The sequence below is a fragment of the Psychrobacter sp. 1Y4 genome, assembly GCF_051847555.1.
In genome coordinates, this window is sequence record NZ_JBPYDE010000002.1 from 1 (window position 1) to 20,201 (window position 20,201).

Genomic DNA, 20,201 nt, shown 5'->3' on the forward strand with positions numbered 1-20,201 from the left:
GGTCTTGCAAATGGTAATGTTGCTGCAAATTCTACTGAAGCGGTGACTGGTGATCAGTTAAATACTACTAATACTAACGTTACTGCTAATAGAACAGACATCGATATCAACGCAGGCAACATTACCGACAACAGCAATCGCTCTACTGGCAACCTAGCTGCATTAGGCGGCGGCGCTGCTTATGATGCAGCAACGGATACCTATACCGGGCCCACTTATACTCTAAATAACGGTAATAATGATGCGACCACCACAGACTATAACGATGTCGGTAGCGCGCTAGGTAATTTAGATACTCGTACTACCACTAATACCGCTGATATTGATAAAGGTATCAGCTTTGGGAATGGCACGACAGACAATAACTTTGCGCTAGGCGATACTATTAACGTCACTGGTGACAGTAATATCATTTCTACTACCACCGCTGATGGCGTACAAGTTAGTTTAAATGAGAGCGTTGATCTTGGAGTAAATGGTAGCGTTAGAACAGGTAATACTACCGTCAATAGATCTGGTATTACTTTAACCGGTGGTACAAACCAAACAGTGACTCTAAGCAATGAAGGTCTTAATAACGGTGGCAATCGTATTACTAAAGTTGCCGACGGTATCGTAGCTGATGACGCGGTGAATTTCGGTCAATTAGATGCAGCAGCAGGGGCTGCTGATACCAAGACTGATGCGCTAGGCAATAGTACAGCGAGTAACCTAGGTGGCGGCGCGAACTATAACGCAGCCACTGGCGTAGTTGAAGCGCCCACTTATACCTTAAATAACGGCGATAACGATGGTAACACCACAGGCTATAACGATGTCGATAGCGCACTAGGCAACTTAGATGGTCGCACCACTGCAAACACTTCTGGTCTTGCAGATCTGGCCTCAGGTAAAACTGGTCTGGTTCGTCAAGACACAGGCACAGGCGCGATTACCGTTGGTGCTCAAACGGGTGGTACCAGCGTTGACTTCAGTAATTCAACAAATGAGAACCGTAAACTGACAGGCATTGCTGCCGGAACAGCCGACAATGATGCGGTGAACGTGAGTCAATTAAATACTACCAATAGCAATGTTGCCACTAATGCTAGCAACATCACTGATAACGATAACCGCTCAGCAGGCAACCTAGCTGCATTAGGCGGCGGCGCTGCTTATGATGCAGCAACTGATACTTATACTGCTCCAACTTACACCCTAAACAACGGTAATAATGATGCGACCACCACAGACTATAACGATGTCGGTAGCGCGCTAGGTAACTTAGATACTCGTACCACTACGAATACCACTGATATTGCAAAGGGCTTTAACATCAGTGCCGACAATGGCACTCAAGACAACGTGCAGTTAGGCGAAGCGGTTAACTTTACCAATACAGATGGCAACCTAGTTGTGACCAATACTGTCGATAATGGCATTAACTACGACTTAGCAGAGAACATCAGTGTCACCCAAGCGACTATTGGTGATGCCACTAACAATACGGTATTGACCAGCACAGCTAATGGTTTAGATGTAGGCGGTGATAAAATCACTAACCTATCCAACGGCACTATTGCTGCTGGATCAAGTGATGCAGTGACGGGGGATCAATTAAACACTACCAATCAAAACGTTGCAGCCAACAGAACAGACATTGATACCAACACCAGCGATATTGACGACATCAACGCTGGTCGCACCGGTATCGTCCGCCAAGATGCTGGTACAGGTGCGATCACTGTTGGTGCTGCTACTGGTGGTACCAGCGTTAACTTTACTGGCACTGATGGCGTGCGTACCTTAAGTGGTCTTGCAAATGGTAATGTTGCTGCAAATTCTACTGAAGCGGTGACTGGTGATCAGTTAAATACTACTAATACTAACGTTACTGCTAATAGAACAGACATCGATATCAACGCAGGCAACATTACCGACAACAGCAATCGCTCTACTGGCAACCTAGCTGCATTAGGCGGCAATGCTGCTTATGATGCAGCAACTGATACCTATACTGCCCCAACCTATACCTTGGATGACGGGACTAATACTGGCTCCAATACCACGGTCAACAACGTTGGTGGCGCTCTTAGTAATTTAGATACTCGTACCACTACTAATACCGCTGATATTGATAAAGGTATTAGCGTTGGGAATGGTACGACAGATAATAACTTTGCGCTAGGCGATACTATTAATGTCACTGGTGATAGTAATATCACTTCTACTACCACCGCCGATGGCGTACAAGTTAGTTTAAATGAGAGCGTTGATCTTGGTGCAAATGGTAGCTTCACCGCCGGTAACAGTGTCTTAAACAACACCGGTCTGACCATTACGGGTGGACCGAGTATCACCAGTGCTGGTATCAATGCCGCCGGTAATAAAATAACCAACGTCGATGACGGTACGGACGCAGGCGACGCAGTGAATTTCGGTCAGCTAGAAGCATCAAGCAATGCTGCTGATACTAAGACCGATGTCTTGGGCAACAGTACAGCGAGTAACCTAGGTGGCGGCGCGAACTATAACGCAGCCACTGGCGCAGTCAGTGCTCCAAGCTATACTTTAGATGATGGGACTAATGCTAGTGTCAACACTACGGTCAATAACGTGGGCGCTGCCCTCACCAACCTTGATGGTCGTACCACTACTAACACTAGCGATATCGACGATATCAACGCTGGTCGCACCGGTATCGTCCGTCAAGATACTGGCACAGGCGCGATTACGGTTGGCGCTCAGACTGGCGGTACAAGCGTTGACTTTACTGGCAATGATGGCGTGCGTACCTTAAGTGGCCTTTCTAATGGCAACGTTGCCGCAGGTTCAACTGAAGCGGTGACTGGTGATCAATTAAACACTACTAATACCAATGTCACCGACAACAGCAATCGCTCTACTGGCAACTTAGCGGCATTGGGCGGCAATGCTGCTTATGATGCAGCAACTGATACCTATACTGCCCCAACCTATACCTTGGATGACGGTACCAATACGACTACCAATACCACGGTTAACAACGTTGGTGACGCGCTAGGTAACCTAGATATACGCACTACCACTAATACCGCTGATATTGATAAAGGTATCAGCTTTGGGAATGGTACGACAGATAATAACTTTGCGCTAGGCGATACTATTAATGTCACTGGTGACAGTAATATCACTTCTACTACCACCGCAGGCGGTGTACAAGTTACTCTGAACGATAATATTGATGTTAATAGAATCACTGCTGGTAACAGTACATTAAATAATGCTGGTGTTACCATTGTTGATGGTCCTAACAATACTGTTACCCTTAGCGGATCTGGACTCAATAACGGTAATAATAGAATTACCAACCTAGCTGATGGCATTGCACCAAATGACGCAGCAACTTTCGGTCAATTAACAGACACCAATAATATTGCAACAGGGAACTTGTCTGCCCTTGGCGGCGGTGCAACTTATAATGCTGTAACTGATACCTATACCGCGCCGACTTATACACTAGATAATGGTAGCAATATCGGTACCACCAGCGACTTTGATAACGTCGGTAGTGCACTAGGCAACCTAGATGGTCGTACCACTGCGAACACTTCTGGTCTCGCAGATCTGGCCTCAGGTAGAACTGGTCTGGTTCGTCAAGACACAGGTACAAGCGCTATCACCGTTGGCGCTCAGACTGGCGGTACAAGCGTTAACTTTACCAATGTAAGTGGCGATGCTCGTCAACTAACAGGCGTGGCAAGTGCAGGTGATATAAGTTTACCTGCCAATGCAAATACTGCGGTGAATGCTGGTGACGTGAATGCAGCGGTTACAGGCTTGACTAATGCTGGTCTAAACTTCCAAGGCGACGACGGTACATTGATCGATCGCAACCTTGGCGACACACTCAGGGTTACAGGTAGCGCAACTGGTAACTTAACCACTGGCAATATCGGTGTGGTAGCAGACGGTACAGATGGTCTAAGCGTCCAGTTGGCTGAGAACATTAACCTTGGTACTGATGGTAGTGTGACGACTGGCAACACCCTAATGAACAATACAGGGCTTTTAGTTAATGATGGCGCAGGCAATGCAACCACCATCACCACCGCTGGCACAAGCGTGGTCGATGCTGATGGTAACAATGCGGGCTACACAGCAGCCGGCTCAAGCTTAAGTGATGACCAAGGCAACACCAATGTCAGCACCGCGACAGGCAATACCATCACCACTGGCAACAACGTCACTACAATAGGCGCAGGTAACATCAGTGTCAGCGGTGTTGACAACACTGACCCTGCAAACCCTGTATCCAACACCTTAGTATTAGATGGCAACACAGGACAGATCAGCGGTGTAACTGACGCAACTGCAGCTGACCAAGCCATTAACAAAGGTCAACTAGACGCGATAGCAAGTGCAGGTAACACTAAGACAGATGCTCTAGGGAACAGCACAGCAAGCAACCTTGGCGGCGGTGCAAGCTATAACGCTGCAACAGGTGTAGTTAGCGCCCCAACCTACACCTTGGACAATGGCGCTAATACTGGCACCGATACCACGGTTAACAACGTCGGATTGGCACTTGAGAACCTAGATGGTCGCACCACGGCAAACACTTCTGGCCTCGCAGATCTGGCCTCAGGTAAAACTGGTCTGGTTCGTCAAGACACAGGCACAGGCGCGATCACCGTTGGTGCTCAAACGGGCGGTACAAGCGTTAACTTTACCAATGTAGGTGGCGATGCTCGTCAGTTAACAGGTGTGGCTGATGGCACCAATGCCACAGACGCTGTGAATAAAGGTCAGTTAGACGCTATTACTGGCAACATAAGTGCAAGTGGCGTTCAGTATGATCGTAATAATGACAATACAGTAAACTACGATAGAGTTAGCTTTGACGGTACACAGGCTGTTATTGGCAAAGATGATAGTGATAACGATATCGTCGTCAGTGGTGGCACGACGCTTACCAACGTTGCCAATGGTGTCAATGCTTCCGATGCAGTCAATAAAGGTCAGCTCGACAGCGCTACCAAAGTTAAAGTCTTTGATAGCAGCGGGGACGAAGTGACCATTAATGTCGCTGAGCAAGTCGCTAACACTTCTGTAGATAATGATAATTTAGATTCATTGTTCTTAACTTACGATAAAACAGGCCAAGAAGTCACAGACCGTCTAACCATTGGTCAAACCGTACAAAAGATGAACACTGAAGGCGTAAAATTTGCTCACACCAATGCTAGAGATAATGGTGCAGGTGGCGTCGGCATTACCAACGACTCAAGTGCCGGCGGCTTTGATTCAACAGCCATTGGTGTCAATGCCATTATCAAAGAAGGCGCTGATAGCACGGTTGCTCTAGGGCACGACACCGAAGCGACAGAGACGGCTAAAGACTCTGTGGTCATTGGTAAAGGCTCAAAAGTATCAGGCGCCTCCTCTGTTGCCATCGGTGATAACGCTCAAGCCAACGGCACGCAGTCCATTAGTATCGGTACAGGTAACATCGTCAATGGCGATAACTCTGGTGCCTTTGGTGATCCAAGTACGATCAATGGTAATAACAGTTACTCAGTGGGTAATAACAATACGATTAACAGTGATGATACTTTCGTAATCGGTAACGGCATTACAGCAAACCAAAATGGCTCAGTAGTACTAGGTCTTGGCTCTGCAGCTACAACAGGTGCTGGTATTGTAGGATTTGGCGCCGCTAGTAATGCCGCTATTGCTGCCACAACCAGCACTACAGGCGCAATTGCTGTAGGCGATGCGGCTAATGACGTATATCGTCAAGTCACTGGTGTTGCCGCTGGTACGGCAGACTCTGATGCGGTCAACGTCTCACAGTTAAAAGCAGTCAGTGACGCACTTGGTGATAGCAATGCATCACTCAATAATGCAGCGGTTCAGTATGACAAAAACCCAGATGATACGGTCAATAAAGGCAGCATCACGTTAGGTGGCGGTGCTGAAGGTACCACGATTACTAACGTAGCCAATGGGGTTCAAGCATCAGATGCTGTTAATAAAGGTCAGTTAGATAATCTTGGTAGCGGCGTCGCCGGCATTATCGGCGGCGATGCTAGCTATGATGCTGATGGCAACCTCACTGCTAATAACATCGGCGGTACTGGTCAAGGTAACATTAGTGACGCCATCGCTGCTGTTAACCAAGGCAACGCGCAGGCCAACGAAGATATCCAAGCCAATAACGAGCAGATCACAGACAATACTGGTCGTCTTGACGCAGGTATCAGCTTTGGCGCGGATAACGGTGACAATATCAGTCAGAGCATCGGCGGTAACAATGGCAGCATTCAATTTGAAGGCGGCAATAACATTACCACCAGTACTGCTAACGGTGATATTCAAATTGGCCTAGATGGCAACATCGAAGTCGACAGCGTCACTACTGGCAACACAGTGGTTAGTGACAATGGCGTCACGATCAAAGATGGTCCTAGCATGACAACTGAAGGCTTTAATGCCGCCAACACTGTCATCACTGGAGTTGAAGCTGGCAGAGTTGCAGCGGACAGTACTGATGCGGTTAACGGTGGTCAGCTACATGCTCTTGATAAAAAGCTTGGCGATAGCGTCAACGCCCTAGGCTACAGAATTGGTGAAGTCGAAGATGATGCCAATGCTGGTATCTCAGCGGCGATGGCAATGTCTTCATTGCCACAAGCGTATATCCCAGGTAAGTCGATGGTCGGCGGCGGTATCGCCTCGTACAATGGCGAAAGCGCAGTGGCCGTTGGTGTGTCTAAAGTGTCTGATAACGGTCGCTGGGTAATTAAAGTGAATGGTACAGCGGATACACAAGGGAATGCTGGCGGTGCCATTGGTGCAGGCTTCCATTTCTAGTACAAGCACCTTACCTCATGGCAGCGTTTGTCTATAGATAGCTTTTATAAATAGATAAACGTTGTCAAATGACACACAACATATATTAAGGAATGGATCATGAAAAAATCTGCTTACCGTTACGGCTTGTTAGCCACTACTGCTCTACTATTTGCTATGACTGGCTGTACCCAAAAAAACATAACGCCAACGTGGCATTTGACCCCTGGTGCTCAGCACGGCTCTGTTGATACCGATGACTTGGTGTTCCCAGATCCAAACAAAGCGTGGCAAAAAGGCGGTAGTATCGTCAGTCAGGACGATGTTGCCAAAATCAAGGTGGGTACTACTAAAGATGAAATCTATAAACTAATTGGCACCCCTCATTTTAGTGAGGGCTTTAACGCTCGTGAATGGGATTATATCCTCAAATTTTACAGTACTGATGACAGAGTCGAAACGTGTCAATATAAGATCATCTTTGACGACAGTTATGAAGGTCGTCTACGTGATGATGAATTCGTCGCTACTGAGTTTTATTGGCTACCAGCCTCTTGTGCTAAGTATGGACATTAATTCGTTGATTCAATGAACGGTCTAAGTTAACTAAAAAGCAAGGCAGCTACTGTCTTGCTTTTTTGTATGGAAGCATAAAAAATTACGTTACAAAACGTATTCATCGTACCCTACCTTATGGTATTTCACCTTATATTCGGCTAAAATCATATATTAACATTACCGAATATAAACAAATATACAAGTAGAAAGCTATGATAAATACGGGCGACACACTACTCTGTACGGCTGGCAATACCTTTTTTGCAACAGGTAATACCTATGTTGTAGGCGACTTTGTGAATGAAAAGTATTTTCAAGTGCTTACAGGGTATAACGATGAGCATTGGTATGCGACACTAAATAATGAAAAAATATACGTGCACTTTGATTCTGCTACTGCTGCCTATGACGACGCTTGGTTTGATTGCATGAATAAAAAAAGAAGCGCTTAACGTACTGATTCATTCTTTGTTATATTTGCAGATGTTGCCATGCAAATACCAAAATAGCAGCAGCGATTAACCAGCCTGCAATACCTAGTAATAACGCCTTATACAGCCCAATGTGGCTAAAACTAAAAAACACAATCAGCGTATAAATAAGATGCGGTATCACACCTAGCATACTAAATATCAGTGCAACCTTAAAATCTGTAGCACTACGCTGAGTACTGACTAAAAAATGACTGATCAAAGTAAAAGTCGGAAAAAGTGGCGCAAGTGCAGCCAAATAAAAAAAACGACTTTGAGCGAACAGTTGAATCAATAATACCACCAACGCGCCAACAAGCATTTTTAGCCAAATCATAATGGGTTATCTCCTGTTGGACTCAAACTAGCTACGCTCTTATCGATTTTTAGCTATCATTAAACACTTAATGAATGTGCCTAGCTTATGAAAAATCATGAAGCTTAAGTCGTGAAACTTAAGTCACTTAAACACAGGTCATAAAGATATAAAAGCTAAAGTGACGGATTATATCATTAGATAGAGCTAACAAATTATTCAAAAATCGATAACTTATAGAAAAAGCGTCTGTAATACTACTTGAGTTTGTTGCTCAAGCTCTGCAACGGCTTCTTTATTTAAAGCATCTGCATGCGGTTGTCCGAACTCCCCTCTTGCATCACCATGTGAGCCATCCTTAATATCATTATCAAAGTACTTGCCAGTATCATTAGCGAACTCATCTGAGATGGCAAGCTCGGTTAGGATATTTGCCCCTTTATCCGCCGGTGACCAATATTGACCATAAGCCTTATCGACCATTTTAGTATTTAGTAGCGAGCCTGGATTGACAGCGATGACATTGATATCATCTGCCGCGACTGTGGCAGCTAAATCCATACTCCACATCGTGAGCGCCAGCTTGCTTTGAGCATAGGCGTCTTTATCGGCGAGACGCTCTTGTCCTGCCAATGCTTTGTAGGATATCGACGCTTGCGCCGCCGAACTTAAATTAATGATGCGGGATTCATCCGACTCTTTGAGTAGCGGTAATAAAGCATTGGTTAACTCGTAAGGCGCCAAGTAATTGACCACAAAACGTATGTCCAACCCATCTTTGGTTGTTGCCGATGCGGTGGTATAAATCCCTGCGTTGTTGATGAGTACATCGAGCTTTGGTAGCTTTTCGCTGACTTCTGCTGCCATTTTACGTACCGCATCTAAATCTGAAAAATCAGCCACAAATCCATCAATGTTGTCTACTGCTGCGCCTGTCGCGACAGCGTTGACCTCTGCAATGACACTGGCAAGTTTGTCCGCATTTCTACCATGCAAGTACACTTGATGTCCCGCTTTTGCCAGTTTTAAAGCGGTCAGTTTACCAATGCCATCAGTACTGCCAGTAATCAAAATAGTCTTAGCCATGAGCCGTCCTTATTATTTGAGTTGTTATTTACGCTAATATTTACGTCTTGAATGTGTTCTATTTTATCTGTCATAAAACAGCATATTGTAATGAAAATGTTGTGCTTCAAACAATTGCTCAATCAAACTTGAACGTTCACTCAAAATGATTTATAGTGATTGTAGTTGAATGACTCGAAAACGCATTATCTATTAATTTGAGCAATCACTCAAATATAGTCAATTTAATATAAAAGCATTCATTACTAAACCATCAACAACTAATCATTAGCACCTACAATAAGGATTCTTATATGACTGACTTTACTCTACATGACAAACAAAGCGCACCAGAGGATAGCAAAGCGTTGCTGAATAACTCTATCGATGCCTTTGGTATGATTCCAAATCTACATGCTGTCATGGCCGAAGCACCAGGGCTGTTAGAAGGCTATCAACGTTTGCATCAGTTGTTTTTAGACAGCAGCTTCGATGATGAAGAGACCACCGTTGTATGGCAAACGATCAACGTTGAGCACGATTGTCATTATTGCGTGCCAGCACATACTGGCATTGCCAAAAGTATGAAGGTAGATGACGCTATCACCGAAGCATTACGTAATGAAACGCCACTACCGACTGATAAGTTGGAAGCGCTACGTAACTTTACCCTCTCTGTCGTCCGTGATCGTGGTAATGTTAACGATGACGCTGTACAAGCATTCTTAAATGCAGGTTTTACTAAGCGTCAAGTTTTGGAAGTCATCCTTGCAGCCGCGCAAAAAGTGATGAGTAACTACACCAATCATCTCGCTAACACGCCAATTGATAAGCCGTTCCAAAAGTTTGAATGGCAAAAGGCTGACTAACTACCTAAGCTAACACGCAGCAGTTTTGGAAGTTAACATTATAAATAATAGCTAACGAGAGGTCATATGGAACATTCAAAGCAGTTATCATCAGATCAGCCGTTGCGCATAGATATTGTATCGGACGTGGTTTGCCCTTGGTGTGTCATCGGCTATCGCCAACTGGCACAAGCGCTTGAGCGAACCGATACCGACTATGAGATACATTGGCATCCGTTTGAGCTGAACCCTAATATGCCAAGCGCTGGTCAAAACTTGCGTGAGCATATCATGGAGAAGTATGGCTCAAGCAAAGCCGAGTCAGATGCGAGCCGCATCAGAATGACTGAAGCTGGTAGTGAGGTGGGCTTTACCTTCAATTTCGATGATGACACACGTATGCACAATACGTTTGATTTGCATCAGTTGTTGCATTGGGCGGATCAACAGGGTCGTATGCACGACTTAAAACAAGCTTTGTTCGCCGCGCACTTTACTAATGGTCGCAACATTTCTGACAAAGAAGTACTTGCTGATATCGCAGCGGAGATTGGGTTAGACCGTAGCGAGGCGCTGACAGTGTTAGAAGATCAACGTTTTGCAAAAGAAGTACGAGAGACTGAGCAGCACTGGCAGCAGCAGGGTATTCAAAGCGTACCAGCCATCATTTTTAATGAGCGTCATCTGGTTAGCGGTGCTCAAGGGGTTGAAAACTATACTCAAATTCTAAAGCAACTGGCTGACATGGCTGATTAAATTATATCGATTCTGTGGCGCTATCATTACGCAAGGCTTCTATTGATTGCGCCATATCTTCGGCAAGCTCATGTACGGCAGCACTATCTACATCGCGCTGTGCAAAAGCGCGCAGCCCCATTATCTCCGCTTGCAAACGCCGAGCCAGCCTCACAGGGTCAAGCTCACTATCAAGCTCTCCTATGCGCTGAGCTTCTGTAAAGCAGTCAATAAATCGCGCTTCCATTCCAGCCAGCATTGCCTCAACCTTTTGTAAGGCTGATTGCTCACGAGCGCCAAGCTCCAACAAGCTTTTTACCAGCATACAAGCGCGACTTGGCAGCCCCTTATCGAGAATTCCACCAAGCTGTCGCAAGTAGGCAGCTAGCCCCATCAATGGCGAGCTATGGGTCTTCAAAGTATACTCTAACTCAGCCAATGACAGACGAGCATAGTACTCTAATACTTCTTGGAACAGTCCATCCTTGCTACCAAAAGCGGCATAAATACTCCCCGGTCGCATGTCGAGTGCTTTTTCTAAATCTTTTAAAGACGTCGCATGAAATCCCTTTTGCCAAAAAAGCTGTAAAGCTCGCTCTAAAGAGTCTTGTCGGTTATAAAGCGTCGTACGAGACATATCTAATTCCAATATTCAGTCTGTGCCAAGCTGCAATCAGATGCAGCAAAGTTGTAAAACAATATTAATTTGAGTGATTGCTCAATTTTATCTTGAACAACCTCTCAAGTCTAGTTAAAGTTAGACGGTACTCATAGCTACTAAAAAGGAGTTTTTATGTCCAACAATCTATCACCCTCGATTATCGTCTTCGATGTCAATGAGACACTACTCGACATTACTACTCTTGAACCATTATTTGCGCGCCTGTTCGGTGACAAGCACATGCTAAGAGAATGGTTCGCCCAATTGGTGCTTTATTCGCAGACCATGACTTTGTCAGGACTTTATACGCCTTTTGGTGAGCTTGGCGTCGGTGCGTTACAGATGACAGCTGATATCCATGAAATCACGCTGACAGATGACGATATTAATGAGTTAAAAGAGCGCATGAGCAAAATGCCTGCTCATCCTGATGCAATACTATCCTTGACCAAACTACGTGACGCAGGGTTTCGACTGGTGACATTGACCAATTCAGCCAGTAGTGCTTCTCCTACGCCACTTGAAAAAGCAGGATTGAGTGAGTTCTTTGAGCAGTCTTTTAGCGTTGAGCAGGTTGCAAAGTTCAAGCCTGCGCCTGAAACTTATCAAATGGTCGCTAAAGAGCTGGCTGTTGAAATGTCAGATTTGTGCCTTGTCGCTTGTCATCTTTGGGATACGATTGGCGCGCAAGCTGCTGGCTGCCAAGGGGCATTTCTCACTCGGCCCTATAATGCCATGTTGCCCGCCTCCAATGTACCGACGCCAGACTTTATGGCCTCAGATCTGGTCACGCTTGCAGAGCAGATTATTCTTGACACTCAAGGCTAACCGTTATTTATAACTCTATAGTCAAAATATCCTAAAAACGCTACGGTGTTGCTGATATATCGATATTACTTTTCACTGACTATATTTTTAATGCTAAAAAAATGCCGCTCCTATATAAGGGCGGCATTTTTATAAATACTATGACACGAGACTCATTTTAAAACTGCTATCTACAGATTAACTTCTAAAAATGAATAACGGTACGAATACTCTCACCTTTATGCATCAGATCAAATGCTTCATTGATGTCCTCTAATGGCATAGTGTGAGTGATAAAGTCATTTAATGGGATGTCACCTTGCATATAACGATCAACGTAGCCGGGCAATTCGGTGCGACCTTTGACACCGCCAAATGCGGAACCTTTCCAGACTCGACCGGTCACCAACTGGAATGGACGGGTTGAGATCTCTTGTCCTGCACCAGCAACACCGATGATAACCGACTCGCCCCAACCTTTATGGCAACACTCAAGTGCTGAGCGCATCACATCGACATTACCAATACATTCAAAAGAGTAGTCTACGCCGCCATCCGTCATCTCAACGATGACCTCTTGGATAGGCTTGTCGTAGTCTTTAGAATTGATGCAATCAGTCGCGCCAAGCTTCTTAGCCAACTCAAACTTATCTTCGTTAATATCAACGCCGATAATACGACTGGCTTTGGCCATTTTTGCACCAATAATGGCGGCAAGGCCAATACCACCAAGACCGAAAACAGCGACGGTAGAACCCTCTTCGACTTTAGCCGTATTCATAACTGCGCCCATACCTGTAGTGACGCCGCAGCCAAGTAAACAAACCTTTTCAAGCGGTGCATCAGCGTCAACTTTGGCCAATGAAATCTCTGGTAGGACGGTATACTCAGAGAACGTTGAGCAGCCCATGTAATGGTAAATCGGCTCACCATCTTTATAAAAACGCGTGGTTCCGTCTGGCATTAAACCTTTACCTTGAGTCTCACGTACCGCAGAGCATAGGTTGGTTTTGCCTGATAAGCAGAATTTACATTCACCGCACTCTGCAGTATATAAAGGAATGACATGATCGCCAACTTGGACGCTGGTCACGCCTTCACCGATTTGCTCAACGATACCGCCACCTTCATGACCTAAGATAGCTGGGAATACACCTTCTGGATCTTCACCAGATAAGGTAAACGCATCGGTATGACACACGCCACTGGCGATGATTTTTACCAATACTTCGCCTTTTTTGGGCAGCATGACATCTACTTCTTCGATAGACAGTGGCTCATTTGCTGCCCAAGCAACAGCGGCTTTCGATTTAATAAATTTATCTGACATAGTATTCTCTCTTTTAATTGGTTTTATCGATTATTGAACACAGACCTACTCATCTTATAGTGCTGACTTAATAGAGGCAAGCTACCGTTGTACCAGTCTGTGAAGCGTTAAACTTTATACTGACCATTATAGTCTTTTCTGGAACGATAACAATGTGCTATATTTGCAAATATCTTTTACATAACGGTAATAATCATGCGTTGGGATGGTATTAGCGAGTTCGTTTATGTGGCGGAGTACGAGAGCTTTACCCGCGCCGCAAAAGAGTTGGGCATCTCAACCGCGCAGGTCAGTCGGCAGATAAGCGCCTTAGAGAAGCGCCTCAGTATTAAATTGCTGTATCGCACAACGCGCAAGGTATCACTGACAGAAGAAGGTCGCGTGTTTTATCAGCACTGCCGCAGCGTGCTCGATGGTTTGGATGCTGCTGAGCAAGCGGTGAGTAACTTACAATCAAAGCCGCAAGGCAGGATCAAACTGACCGCCCCTGTCACTTATGGCGAGCAACAATTATTGCCACTGGTCAATGACTTCATGGTGCAATATAGTGATATCGAAGTGACAGCATTTTTGAGTAATCAAAAAATTGACTTGGTTGATGGCGGTTATGATTTGGCGATTCGTATTGGCAAATTAAGCGATTCGACGATGATGGCAAAAAAACTTAGCCGTCGTACCAACTTCGTCTGTGCCGCACCCGCTTATCTCAAGAAACACGGCATACCGAATACGCTGTCCGATCTAAGCCAACATAACTGTCTGCTTGGCACTCGTGACTATTGGCATTTTATAGATCTTAAAAAAACAGATTCTGGAAAAGATGCTGATAAAGAAAAAAACCTGCGCGTGTCTGGCACTGTGCAATACAACAGTGGACACAGTCTAGTCGATGCTGCGTTAAAAGGTTTAGGTATTGTGCAGCTACCTGATTATTATGTGCAACAATACTTAGCATCAGGTGAGCTTGTCAGCTTATTAGATAACTATAGAGAGCCCGAGGAAAGTATCTGGGCCGTCTATCCGCACAACCGTCATTTATCGCCAAAGATTCGATTGCTCGTAGATTATCTGGCAGAGCGTTTGGCTTTGTAATTGGTTTTGGCTTAGTCATTCTTTAAGAGGTGTTGTCATGCGACCCTTTACTATGCGCAGTTTATTACGCACAATACTATGAAGCACAATGTTATGAAGCACAGTATTATGGTTCACAATGAATATTCGATGTTGTCAGCCATCACTCACTGAATAAACAACCACAATAAAAAAGGAATTTTTATGCTTAAAATTATCTCTATCGCTGCCCTAACTGTGGCCGTATCCTCTTGCGCCAGTGTTGAAAATATTTTAAACGCGCCAGATAAGGTGCAATCGACGCCAGAAACAATGACTGCTATCAATGCTGATAAGGGTTTGGTGACGATGCAAAGTAATCATTCTGTTCAAGATACCGCTGAAAAGCTGGCGGCGATTATCGAAAGCAAAGGTATGAAAGTATTTGCGCGCGTCGATCATCAGAAAAATGCGCAAGGTGTCGATTTAACATTAAGACCGACGCAAGTCATTATGTTTGGTAATCCAAAAGCGGGTACGCCGTTGATGAATTGCGAGCAAAGCGTCGCTATCGATTTGCCACAAAAAATCCTCATCAGTGAAGATGCTGATAAAAAGGTCTGGTTGTCGTACAACAATCCAGAATACCTAAAAGAGCGTCATAATATAAAAGGTTGTGATACCCAATTAGCGAATATTGCAAAAGCCCTTGATGGCGTTAGTAAAGCCGCTATTGCAAAGTAAAATATAAATGAAAATCTGAACAAACAAAAAGGTGGGATGCAAAAGCATAACCCACCTTTTTTATGTTTTTAGAAAATTAACTTATTAGGAGTTCTCAGATTGTGCTATTTGCTCATGTAACTCTACTTTTAATTTCTTAGCGCACTCGATAATTTTTCTTCTATTAGCAGGTATAGCACCATACTTAATCGCTGTCTCTCGCATCTGTACTGTTACATCATAGTGCGGATAGCTGGCATTACGGTGAAATAGGCGCGCATCTACTTCAATCAATTCGGCAAACTCATGCAGCTCTTGTAGGGTATCGGCCAGCATATGGCACCATTTATAGCCTTTAAATTCTATTTGCATAAAATCCACGTATATCGCCATTAATATGTACCTTTGAAATTTAAAAAATAAACTACTTTTAGGATGATGAAAAACCAATTTAACTTTGCGTTTTGCTTATGATCCTACTCTCAGAATCGGCTTAATGGTAATGCCACTTGCCGAATCTTCAAACGCTTGGGTGATGTCCTCAAAATCGTAAAATTTAACCAGCTTATCAAATGGGAATTGACCCGTTTTAAAGTAAGCAATCAGCTGCGGGATAAATACGCGCGGAATAGAGTCACCTTCAATGACGCCGATCATGCTCTTACCTTCAGCCATCAAATCATTATGGACATCGATATTCATCTCTGGTGTAATACCAACGATTGCCACTGTCCCCAAAGGACGCAAGGCATTTAATGATTGCTTGACTACTATAGGGACGCCTGTGGTCTCTACCGCATAGTGACTGCCACCATCCGTTATCTTTTTGACTTCTGTTACGACATCAACGTTTTCACCATTTAGAGTATGGGTCGCGCCAAGCTTTTTTGCCAGCTCAAGACGACTATCGTGCACATCAACGGCGATGATATGCTGACAGCCAACAATCTTAGCTGCCATCACTGCACTGAGGCCAACGGCGCCAGCGCCATAAATCACGATGCTAGAACCAAACTCTGGCATCAAGCGATTTAACACTGTTCCTGCACCAGTCTGAATACCACATCCTAACGGTCCAAGTAGCGCTAAATCGACTTCTGGATCGACTTTTACGGCGTTTCTAGACTTGGCTATCGCATAAGTGGCAAATGAAGATTGTCCAAAAAAAGTCGCCAGCGTCTCTCCGTTTTGCGCAAGCCTACGGGTGCCATCGTCCATGGCACCGCCAAAGTTCAGCTCATTAAAAGTGTCGCAAACGGTTGGATGACCCGTCAGGCAATGCCCGCAATTACCGCAGTGCGCAAACGATAGCACTACAGGATCACCGACTTGCAAATCAGTTACCCCTGCGCCGACAGCATCCACTATCCCAGACCCTTCATGACCCAGTACGATAGGAAATGGCGCGATGCCCATATCACGCGCGACCACATCAGTATGACAAACGCCTGTCGCAATGACTTTTACTCGTATCTCATCAATCTCAGGCGTGGCAAGCTGTACAGTCTCTAATTCAAAAGCCGCGCCTTGGTTTTGAGTGACTGCTGCTTTAATATCCATTATATCCACCTTGTTTACTAGCAAAATTAAATGTCGTTTATAAAAGGTTATTTCGCTGTTTTAGCGCACTAAAATTACTGGCGACACTGTGCTGGCGATGATTTCTGTAGTAGTGCTACCAAGAAACAAGCGCTGCAATTTAGAATGACCGTAAGCACCGACTACAATAATATCGACACCATTATCTATCTGAAACGACAATAATCCATCAACTGCATCAAGCTCAGGCAGATGATGCGCCTCTACCTCAAAGCCCGCTGACGTTAGATGATCTACAGCATCAGTAAGGCTCTTTTTGGTGGCTTCTTTGTCATTACCTACCATCACGATATAACCTTTTAATCCTCGCAACAGATCGCTCTTTGCTACCATCTGTGTGGCTTTGATAGCCGTTTTACTACCATCAAATGCGACCATGTAGGACTTAGGCGCTTCAAATTCTTCTGAGCAAATTAAAACAGGTATACTTGATGCTCGTGCAACGGTTTCGATTTGGCTACCGATGTTGATGCGGCTGTTCTTATGATCTTCACCGCGACGCCCCATAACGATGGCACGATTTTCTTCTTTAAAATGCTCAATGGCAGGTAACAGTTTACCGCGGCGTTGATAAATATGGACGTCCACTTCCTTAAAGCTACTTTGCAAATAGCTTTTTGCATCCTGTGTCAATGCATTAGTATAACTATTGACAACCTTGGCTCTTTTTTCATCTAATTCTGTTAACTCTTCTAGCAAAAATTCGCGACTATTGATTCCTATCGCTCCTGATAAGTCGCGTCTGGTCGACGCCGGAACATCGCTGACATGGAGCAGCCCAACCGGCAACCCTAACCTACTGGCATACCATGCTGCATAATCACAAACCGACTTAGTAACCGCTGAGCCATCAATACAGGCTAAAATGTGCTGTTCTGTTTTCATGATTCATCCTTAATTTTTAACGATGGCTGCCACCTTTTTGTGCAGCTCGACTTGTCGATCTACGCCTGCGATTGTTGATATACAGCAACTTAAAAACTTAAAAATTGAAAACTTAGGCGATGATCATACTATTTAGCATATCACCTCTCACATTGGATAACCGTTTCAAGATGTACTTTTACGACTTGTACAGATCAGCGCTGATTTAATTTGTTCACGCTCGCAATGAGCGCCACCATAATCATCCCTATGATGATAAGAACGCCTGACATCATGTGCGCCGCTTCATAGTTGAGTGCCTCGACTTGTTCATATATCGCAATCGACACCACTTTGGTCTCACCTGAAATACTGCCACCGATCATCAGTACCACACCAAACTCGCCAATGGTATGGGCAAAGCTGATAAGACTACCCAAAATGATACCGACCTTGGCTTGTGGTAGTGCCATTCTCATAAAGCGCTTAAGACGGCTGGGCTCTAACAAGCTTGCCATGTCCATCACGCTTTTGGGAATACGTAAAAACTGAGCATAGACAGGCTGGATATAAAATGGCAGGGAATAAATGAGGGAGCCGACGACCAGACCTTCAAAGGTAAAAATTAAAGGACTAACCCCAAGCTCATTAAGATAATGACCGATACCCGTGCTGGGACTAAGTAGTAATAATAAATAAAAACCAATAACGGTCGGCGGCAGTACCAGCGGCATGGCAATAACGCCCATCATTACCACTTTGACACGTGCCACGAAGTGTCCACGACTTGGTTTGGCAAGCCAATATGCCACAGGTGTGGCAAAGAGTAATAAACACAAGGTAGTGATAGCAGCCAGCTTAAGACTGACTAAGAATGGACTGAGCATGTCGGACATAAAGGATGGGTCTATCATAACGCCGTTGCTCATCATATTAGTAAAGGTGTATTCTATCCCACCAATCGTTATTGAGCGGTTAAATATCCTGCTTGTAAAAAATACTGTTGCCCCGCAGTCGATAGCAGATAATCACTAAAGTCTGTCGCCATAGCAGAGTCACCAATGACGATACCATCTTGTAAAATAGCAGGATAAGACGCTGGTGCTAAAGTAATAAATTGCTCAGGTTTGGCGTTGATAGCAGAGAGTTGTGATTGCGCCACAAAGCCATAATCGACATGGCCCGTATGCGCGTATTGAAAGGCCTGACCGATATTCTCTGCTTGTATTAAGCGTTTTTGCTGCTCTAAAGTGTCATACAATTTCTGCGATTGCAGATAAGACTTTGCCGATGCGCCATAAGGGGCAAGCTTGGGACTAGCAATGGCGATTTTGGCCTTAGTATCACTCATCAGGCGCTCGGTCAGCGCTGTAGGGCTGCGCTCAGCCAAAGGTTTGGTTACGCTATATAATGCCAGTTGGCCTTGCGCATAAGTAAAAGGTTCATGAAACATTACGCCTTGCGCGCTTGTATCAGCAAGCTTGGCAGGAAATTCTTGATTGGCCGATAAAAATATATCATAAGGCGCGCCTGCTATAATCTGCGCGTATAACTTGCCAGAGGACGCATAAGTGACATCTATGTCATAGATATTTTGCACGGGTAGGTTATTGTCTTTTTTATAGCCTGCTATAATCTTAGGCAGTACGTCAGACAAATTGGCAGCAGCAGCGATACGCAGCGTTTGAGCTTGCTCAGTGTCAGCAGCAGATGCTTCACTGACCGTACTCTCTTGCGTACAGGCATTAAGCATCAATATTGCCCCAACTAAAGCCGCTATCTTAACCATCATTACTTGACCATTATCAGTTAGCTATCATTACTTAACCATTATTACTTAACCATTTAGAAGAGTCATCTTCATAATACTCTTGCTTCCATACAGGAATATCAGCCTTAATGGTGTCAAGTATCCAGCGGCAAGCGTCAAACGCCGGATAACGATGGGCAGAAACCACCCCAACCCATACTGCTACATCACCAATCTCTAATGCGCCGATACGATGAATAGCAATAGCATGGGTAATTTCAAAACGCTGTTTGGCCTCTTCGATAATGGCACGGCCTTGATTGATTGCCAAATCTTCATAACCATAATATGTGAGACGATCCACACTGGTGGCATTATTATGATTGCGCACGCGACCTTCAAAGCAGACAAATGCACCGCAGCCGTCATCATCAAGGGTGCTTTTAAGCCGGTCTTCATCTATGGCAATATCTAATAAGGCAAAGCCATCGCGTTCAGCAATTGTGTATACTTCATCAACGCTGCGTTTGATGGTCATTGAATGGCTATGGACGTTGTCTGTCATCGTTTCTCTCTACTTAATGTTTTTAGCTATATAGCCGCTAACAAATA

Annotated in this window: 17 protein-coding genes and 1 pseudogene; 8 read left to right on the forward strand and 10 right to left on the reverse strand. The window is 44.7% G+C overall.

Annotation, left to right across the window (positions count from 1 at the left end; all coding sequences use genetic code 11):
- Window positions 1-600: 600 nt before the first annotated feature.
- The 3 genes and pseudogenes from ACS8FC_RS01460 to ACS8FC_RS01470 all read left to right on the forward strand — a co-directional run.
- Window positions 601-6,819, forward strand: a pseudogene (locus tag ACS8FC_RS01460) (YadA-like family protein); the annotation flags it as partial.
- A 114-nt stretch (window positions 6,820-6,933) separates the two neighbouring features.
- Window positions 6,934-7,389, forward strand: coding sequence for an outer membrane protein assembly factor BamE (locus ACS8FC_RS01465; protein WP_439261712.1), 456 nt, complete (start codon window positions 6,934-6,936; stop codon window positions 7,387-7,389).
- Between the two features lie 194 nt (window positions 7,390-7,583).
- On the forward strand, window positions 7,584-7,823 hold the full coding sequence (locus ACS8FC_RS01470) for a hypothetical protein (protein ID WP_439261713.1): 240 nt from the start codon (window positions 7,584-7,586) through the stop codon (window positions 7,821-7,823).
- Window positions 7,824-7,842: 19 nt separating this feature from the next.
- Here ACS8FC_RS01470 and ACS8FC_RS01475 read toward each other — a convergent pair whose 3' ends face one another.
- Together ACS8FC_RS01475 and ACS8FC_RS01480 are read right to left on the reverse strand one after the other, a co-directional pair.
- Complete coding sequence (locus ACS8FC_RS01475) at window positions 7,843-8,178, reverse strand: GlpM family protein (protein ID WP_439261714.1); 336 nt, start codon at window positions 8,176-8,178, stop codon at window positions 7,843-7,845.
- Between the two features lie 213 nt (window positions 8,179-8,391).
- A complete protein-coding gene (locus ACS8FC_RS01480) occupies window positions 8,392-9,243 on the reverse strand; it encodes an SDR family NAD(P)-dependent oxidoreductase (RefSeq protein WP_439295662.1) in 852 nt (283 codons plus the stop codon).
- Between the two features lie 293 nt (window positions 9,244-9,536).
- Here ACS8FC_RS01480 and ACS8FC_RS01485 point away from each other — a divergent pair, with 293 nt between their 5' ends.
- Both ACS8FC_RS01485 and ACS8FC_RS01490 read left to right on the forward strand, forming a co-directional pair.
- Window positions 9,537-10,091, forward strand: coding sequence for a carboxymuconolactone decarboxylase family protein (locus ACS8FC_RS01485; protein WP_439295663.1), 555 nt, complete (start codon window positions 9,537-9,539; stop codon window positions 10,089-10,091).
- A gap of 66 nt (window positions 10,092-10,157) precedes the next feature.
- On the forward strand, window positions 10,158-10,826 hold the full coding sequence (locus tag ACS8FC_RS01490) for a DsbA family oxidoreductase (RefSeq protein WP_439261717.1): 669 nt from the start codon (window positions 10,158-10,160) through the stop codon (window positions 10,824-10,826).
- Window position 10,827: 1 nt separating this feature from the next.
- Here ACS8FC_RS01490 and ACS8FC_RS01495 read toward each other — a convergent pair whose 3' ends face one another.
- Entirely contained in the window at window positions 10,828-11,442 is a 615-nt protein-coding gene (locus tag ACS8FC_RS01495; RefSeq protein WP_439261718.1) for a TetR/AcrR family transcriptional regulator, read from the reverse strand.
- Between the two features lie 156 nt (window positions 11,443-11,598).
- Here ACS8FC_RS01495 and ACS8FC_RS01500 point away from each other — a divergent pair, with 156 nt between their 5' ends.
- Window positions 11,599-12,294, forward strand: coding sequence for a haloacid dehalogenase type II (locus ACS8FC_RS01500; protein WP_439261719.1), 696 nt, complete (start codon window positions 11,599-11,601; stop codon window positions 12,292-12,294).
- Between the two features lie 184 nt (window positions 12,295-12,478).
- Here ACS8FC_RS01500 and ACS8FC_RS01505 read toward each other — a convergent pair whose 3' ends face one another.
- Window positions 12,479-13,588: an S-(hydroxymethyl)glutathione dehydrogenase/class III alcohol dehydrogenase gene (locus tag ACS8FC_RS01505; protein WP_439262132.1), complete on the reverse strand. Its 1,110-nt coding sequence runs from the start codon at window positions 13,586-13,588 to the stop codon at window positions 12,479-12,481.
- Between the two features lie 210 nt (window positions 13,589-13,798).
- On the opposite strand from ACS8FC_RS01505, the gene ACS8FC_RS01510 reads away from it, so the two are divergent.
- A complete protein-coding gene (locus tag ACS8FC_RS01510) occupies window positions 13,799-14,695 on the forward strand; it encodes a LysR family transcriptional regulator (protein ID WP_439261720.1) in 897 nt (298 codons plus the stop codon).
- 183 nt (window positions 14,696-14,878) lie between these two features.
- The gene (locus ACS8FC_RS01515) at window positions 14,879-15,397 is read left to right on the forward strand and encodes a DUF302 domain-containing protein (RefSeq protein ID WP_439295664.1); all 519 of its coding nucleotides are present in this window, start codon (window positions 14,879-14,881) and stop codon (window positions 15,395-15,397) included.
- Between the two features lie 84 nt (window positions 15,398-15,481).
- Here ACS8FC_RS01515 and ACS8FC_RS01520 read toward each other — a convergent pair whose 3' ends face one another.
- The 6 genes from ACS8FC_RS01520 to ACS8FC_RS01545 all read right to left on the reverse strand — a co-directional run bounded on the left by ACS8FC_RS01520 (window position 15,482) and on the right by ACS8FC_RS01545 (window position 20,154).
- Window positions 15,482-15,769, reverse strand: coding sequence for a DUF4031 domain-containing protein (locus ACS8FC_RS01520; RefSeq protein WP_439295665.1), 288 nt, complete (start codon window positions 15,767-15,769; stop codon window positions 15,482-15,484).
- Between the two features lie 75 nt (window positions 15,770-15,844).
- On the reverse strand, window positions 15,845-16,936 hold the full coding sequence (locus tag ACS8FC_RS01525) for an NAD(P)-dependent alcohol dehydrogenase (protein ID WP_439295666.1): 1,092 nt from the start codon (window positions 16,934-16,936) through the stop codon (window positions 15,845-15,847).
- Window positions 16,937-16,996: 60 nt separating this feature from the next.
- Window positions 16,997-17,860, reverse strand: a complete 864-nt coding sequence (locus tag ACS8FC_RS01530) for a universal stress protein (protein WP_439261724.1) — start codon at window positions 17,858-17,860, stop codon at window positions 16,997-16,999.
- Window positions 17,861-18,054: 194 nt separating this feature from the next.
- Complete coding sequence (gene modB / locus ACS8FC_RS01535; RefSeq protein ID WP_439295667.1) at window positions 18,055-18,753, reverse strand: molybdate ABC transporter permease subunit; 699 nt, start codon at window positions 18,751-18,753, stop codon at window positions 18,055-18,057.
- A gap of 50 nt (window positions 18,754-18,803) precedes the next feature.
- A complete protein-coding gene (gene modA / locus ACS8FC_RS01540) occupies window positions 18,804-19,631 on the reverse strand; it encodes a molybdate ABC transporter substrate-binding protein (RefSeq protein WP_439295668.1) in 828 nt (275 codons plus the stop codon).
- A 31-nt stretch (window positions 19,632-19,662) separates the two neighbouring features.
- A complete protein-coding gene (locus tag ACS8FC_RS01545; protein ID WP_439261727.1) occupies window positions 19,663-20,154 on the reverse strand; it encodes a molybdenum cofactor biosynthesis protein MoaE in 492 nt (163 codons plus the stop codon).
- Between the last annotated feature and the right edge of the window lie 47 nt (window positions 20,155-20,201).